This is a genomic window from Streptomyces sp. NPDC060209 (genome assembly GCF_042728155.1).
GTDB lineage: Bacteria > Actinomycetota > Actinomycetes > Streptomycetales > Streptomycetaceae > Streptomyces.
Window position 1 is genome coordinate 1 of record NZ_JBHWZS010000459.1, and the last position, 4,885, is coordinate 4,885.

The 4,885-nt window shown below is 72.2% G+C and carries 4 protein-coding genes and 1 pseudogene; 2 read left to right on the forward strand and 3 right to left on the reverse strand.

Going from position 1 to position 4,885, the window contains the following annotated elements:
- Positions 1-371, forward strand: a pseudogene (locus ACFWFI_RS40985) (cytochrome ubiquinol oxidase subunit I); the annotation flags it as partial.
- A gap of 34 nt (positions 372-405) precedes the next feature.
- Complete coding sequence (locus tag ACFWFI_RS40990) at positions 406-747, forward strand: hypothetical protein (protein ID WP_387400778.1); 342 nt, start codon at positions 406-408, stop codon at positions 745-747.
- Positions 748-789: 42 nt separating this feature from the next.
- Here ACFWFI_RS40990 and ACFWFI_RS40995 read toward each other — a convergent pair whose 3' ends face one another.
- From ACFWFI_RS40995 to ACFWFI_RS41005, 3 genes are all read right to left on the reverse strand, one after another.
- On the reverse strand, positions 790-1,167 hold the full coding sequence (locus ACFWFI_RS40995; RefSeq protein ID WP_387400780.1) for a VOC family protein: 378 nt from the start codon (positions 1,165-1,167) through the stop codon (positions 790-792).
- A 24-nt stretch (positions 1,168-1,191) separates the two neighbouring features.
- A complete protein-coding gene (locus tag ACFWFI_RS41000; protein ID WP_387400783.1) occupies positions 1,192-2,934 on the reverse strand; it encodes an FUSC family protein in 1,743 nt (580 codons plus the stop codon).
- Positions 2,935-3,165: 231 nt separating this feature from the next.
- The gene (locus ACFWFI_RS41005; protein WP_387400782.1) at positions 3,166-4,746 is read right to left on the reverse strand and encodes a sigma-70 family RNA polymerase sigma factor; all 1,581 of its coding nucleotides are present in this window, start codon (positions 4,744-4,746) and stop codon (positions 3,166-3,168) included.
- Positions 4,747-4,885 lie beyond the last annotated feature (139 nt).

Below are 4,885 nucleotides of genomic sequence, written 5' to 3' on the forward strand. Positions count from 1 at the left end.
GGCTCGGTGCCGAGGGCATGCCGCGTCGTTACGCGGACTACCTCGCCGCCGACGGCTTCACCGCCCTGAACACGATCTCGACGATCTCCTCGTTCCTGCTGGGTCTCTCGATGCTTCCGTTCATGTACAACGTCTGGAAGACCGCCAAGTACGGCAAGAAGATCGAGGTCGACGACCCCTGGGGCTACGGGCGTTCGCTCGAATGGGCCACATCCTGCCCGCCGCCGCGGCACAACTTCCTGACACTTCCTCGGATCCGATCCGAATCGCCGGCGTTCGACCTGCACTATCCCTCGATCCGTGCCCTCGAGGACACGACGAACCGTCCTCACGAATCCGTCACGGTGGCTCCTGGGGACAAGCAGAAATAGGGCCCACGCGACGGTTCGAGGAGAGGAGGACCGCGTGAAGCCGGACAAGGAGAGCGCCCGGGGCCTGGCCCAGGTGGAGGGCTACCTGCTCTTGAACGCCGAGGTCGCGGAGGCCCGCCGACAGGCCCGCCGCTTCACGGGCGACCTGCCCTGGCTCACCACCGCCCAGCGCGAGGACGTCGAACGCGTGTACGTGGCGGACAGGGTGGAGGTCTGCCGGGAGACGCTCACAAGGATCGCCGGCCGTGCGGTGGAACTCCGGGGCGAGTACACCGCACGCTACGACCGGCTCAGGGCACGCTGCGTGGCGTTGTCCGTCCTGACCGCCGGCGCGGTGAGCGGCGCCTGCGCCGCCCTGACACTGATCGGACGCTGACCCCGGCCCCGGGTGCCCGGACCCGCGTCCGGACACCCGGGGTCAGTGGCGTACCAGGCAGAACGGATGCCCGGCCGGATCCGCGAACACACGCCAGCCACGCGCGTCGGCTCCGGCGTCCAGCACAGTGGCTCCGAGCGCGAGCACCTGCTCCTGGGCACGGTCCAGATCGGGGACACCGAAGTCGAGGTGGAACTGCTGCGGGCGGCCGGGGTCCTGCCACCGCGGTGGCAGGTACCCCTCGACCCGTTGGAAGCAGAGCACCTGTCCCGCCGGCGTGTGCACCGTCGCCCAGCCCTCGCCGAGGGCCCACCGCCTGTCGGGCCTGTCGGCCTCCCCGCCCAGCACGGCCGCGTAGAACCCGGCCAGCCGCGCCGGATCGGGACAGTCCAGAACCACACACTGCAATTCAGCGATCATGCGCCGCATCCTAGAAGGGGGCGCTCACCGCGCCGGGACCGCCCACGACCGGTCGAGCTCCGAGAGCTGCGCGGCGAGCAGTTCGGCGTGCGACGGAGGCAGTTCGGCGGCCGGGTGGTCCAGCTCCACCGCACACGCCGTCGTGGTGTCGATGAGCCGCTCCAGCGCACCCGCGACCCCCTCGAATCCGGCAGAGTGCCTGGACACCGGAGGGAGTTCGGCTGCCGACAGGTCGATCGCCGTACGGGCCACCGCCAGCGAGCGGTAGGCGTCGCGGCGGAGTGTTCCCTTCCGGGTGTGGTCCTCCGGGGCGTCCAGGACATGCCCAAGGTAGCGGTGCGCCGCCCCCACCGCCGTGTCGAGAGCGGCCCGTGCGGTGCTGCCCTTCCGCCCCGGCATCGGGAGGTGTCCGACGAACAGCACCGTGGCGCAGGCGAGGAGGGATTCCACCACCCGTCCCCAGGAGGCAGGCGGCTCACCGCCCAGCAGGACGAGGGAGAGGACGAGCACGGTCACCACCGCCGTCTGCACCGCGAAGTGGCGGGTCGCGACCGGAAGAAGCGCGCCGCAGAGCGCAACCGTCGCGACCAGCGCGAACGGCCCGGACACCAGCATGGCCACGACGCCGAAGGCCGCGGCGCCGGCCACGGTACCCACGGCCCGGCACACCACCCGTGAGGCCAGCGGCCCGAGATCGGGTTTGACGAGGAAGACGGTGGTGGCGGGCAGCCAGTACCAGTGTTCGTGATGCAGCCACTGCGCCACGACCGTACTCGTCGCACAGCACACCGCGACCCGGAGACCGTACTCACGTCCCGCCGCGCTCCACGCCCGGCCCAGCAGGGATGAGTACGAGCGTCCTCCTTGCCGGCCCTGCTCCGTCCCTGCGGGGCGGTCGAACACTGCGGCGGCCCGCAGCAGGGCATCGTCCAGGGCCCGCAGTCCGGCATCCGTCCGGGCCGGAGCCGGCAGCGGTCCGCAGGGTCCGCCGGTCCGTACAGCGGCTGCCAGCCTGCGGGGCCCTTCCACGATCCTGGCGGGCAGCGGGGCCCCGGCCCATGCCAGCGCGGTCGCGGCCTCGGCCAGCGGAAACGCCGCCGCGTACTGGGCGTGCAGCCGACGTTCCGCCGCGGAGCTCGCGTAGCGCCGCAGTCGGGGGCCGGCCAATGCGTCCTGGGCATGGTCGAGCGCGCCACTCAGCGCAGCGCGACCCGAGCGGGCCTGAGGGCCGCCGGTCGCCCGTAGGAGCCCAGCGACGGCTTCGTACACCGCGGCGACCGCCTCGCGCTCCCCGTCGAACCGGTACGGTCCGCTGCGGTGCCGGCCGGGCGAGGGCAGGACCAGCCGGAGCAGCAGGAGCCACCCCGCACCGGCCAGGAACAGCAGTGCGCGCAGCGGCCCGGGCTCCGGCAACGGCATGCCGGCCCCGATCACGACCGCGACCAGCACCTGGGTGCCGCACGCGGACGCGACGGGACCCGTCGAGCTGATCGCTCCGGCCACCAGCCCCAGCAGCCCGAACACCAGGGGCAGGGCGACCAGGGACCGGCCATCGCCCACAGCCTCAGCGAGCACCGTTCCGAGCAGCAGACCGGCCGAGCCCGCCAGGGCGGGGAACCCGAGCCGGGCGACCGAGGCGCGGCGACTGCCGGGCCGGTCGTTGATACCGGCCAGCATCGCGCCGAGCGCCGCGGGGACCCCGGCAGTCGGCCGCTCGGCCAGTACCGACACCAGCAGCGGCATGGCGGCCAGACCTCCGCGCAGCACCGCGTTCCACGGGACCGGTCCGCGCTGGGCGCGCAGCGCGTGAGCGAGCCAAGGGGGGAGCCGATCGGCGAGAAGTGAGGGCGTAGGCACCGTGCTCCTGTCCGCGGGGGAAAGACGTCTGTCGCCGGCGGACGCCTTCGGCCTGGGCTCGGGTCCCAGCCTAGATCCCTTACGTGGAGAGGGTGCTACCTGCTCGTTTCCGTGAGATGACGGTGTTCCCGACCGCGGGTGTCAGAGGGCGGTGGCGAAGTTCTGGGTCCACACGGGCCCCCCGGACGAGTCCTCTCTGCCGATCCCGATCTCCTTGAACGCGCAGTTGAGGATGTTCGCCCGGTGCCCGTCGCTGTTCATCCAGGCGTCCATCACCGACTCGGCGGTCTGCTGGCCCTTCGCGATGTTCTCGCCGTACGTGCTCCACCGGTACCCGGCGGCGGTGATGCGCGCGCCGGGATCCGTGCCGTCCGGTGAGGTGTGCGAGAAGTAGTCGCGCGCCACCATGTCCGCGGAGTGACTCGACGCGGCCTTCGTCAGCAGGCTGTTGCCGCTGACCGACCCGCAGCCCTCCTTCGCCCGCTCGGTGTTGACCAGGGCGATCACCTCCTGGGTCACCGACGGGGCGGACGAGGCCTTCGGTGCGGCAGCCGGCTTCGAGGACGGTGTGCGGGGCCTCGGAGCCTTCTCAGGAGTGGGGGTGGCGCTCCGGCTCCTGGACGCGGACGGAGACGTGGTGGCGGACGGTGTCGGAGACGCGGACGAGGGCGACGGGGAGGGAGAGGGGGAAGCGGACGGGGAAGGCGGCGTGCTCACCGGCGCCGACGGACCGGTGAGCGGAGCTACGGCGGTGGCCGGGTCCTCGCCCGCGTCGTCCGAGTAGAGGTGCACGGCGGCCCCGCCGCCCCCCAGGACTGCCACCGCGGCGAGCCCGGCCACGACCGTGGTGCGGCGGCGGCGTCTGACGCCGTCCCGTCGGCGCTCGGCACGCCCGGGACCGGCGCCGGCTGCCGCGGGCAGGAACGCCGTCGGCAGGAGGTCCGCTGCCGGAACACCGGCGGACGCCGCCACAGGGACAAGGGCCAGCCCCACCAGCAGGCCCTCAGCAGGTACCAGGCCCGACCGGTGTCCCGCGCAGACGGTGCACTCACGCGCGTGACGCGCCAGCCGCTTGCGCCACAGTGCGGACGGCAGCCCGTCCCACCGGGCCGTCAGGTCTTCGAGCAGGACGCAGCGCGGGTCCGCAGCCAGCGCGCGTACCACCACACGGGCAGCCTCCAGCCGCTCCTTCATCCGCTGGACACGTACCGCCGTGTGCTGGGGAGACAGGTCGAGCGCGGCGGCGACCTCCGCCCGGGACAGCTCCCCTGCCGTCTCCAGCCACCACAGCGACACCAGATCGCGGTCGTCGTCGTCCAGCCACCGCGTGGCCTCGGCGGCCTCCCGGCGCTGGCCTGTCAGGCCGAGCCGGACGATCGTCAGTTCGACGAAGTCGGCCGCGGGATCGACGACGTCGTACGCGTCCATCCCGTCCGCGGGTATCTCCCCGGTGCTGCGCTCGCGCCAGTGCCCGCGTATCTCGTTCATGGTGATGGCCACGAACCAGGACCGGAAGCTCTTGGGGGTACGCAGTGACGGCAGGCCGCGGAGCATCCGCAGCACACTGTCCTGGACCACGTCGTCGACATCGGCATGGCCGTTAAGCGCCCGGCCGACGATGTTGTAGACCAGCGGCAGGTAGGACGCGACGAGCCGGTCCTGCGCCTCGGGGTCGCCCTTCTGCGCGGCCTTGATCAACGCCGTCTCGCGTGTCTCGCCCATGCTGTGCTCACTCTTCCGGGATCCTGTTCCGTCACTTCCCACACTCGGGAGACGCTGTGCGGCCGGGACAATAACAGGAATCCGGTCATGTGCTCGAGATCCGCTCTCGGATCCGTACATGCCGGTGCCGGGCCAGGTG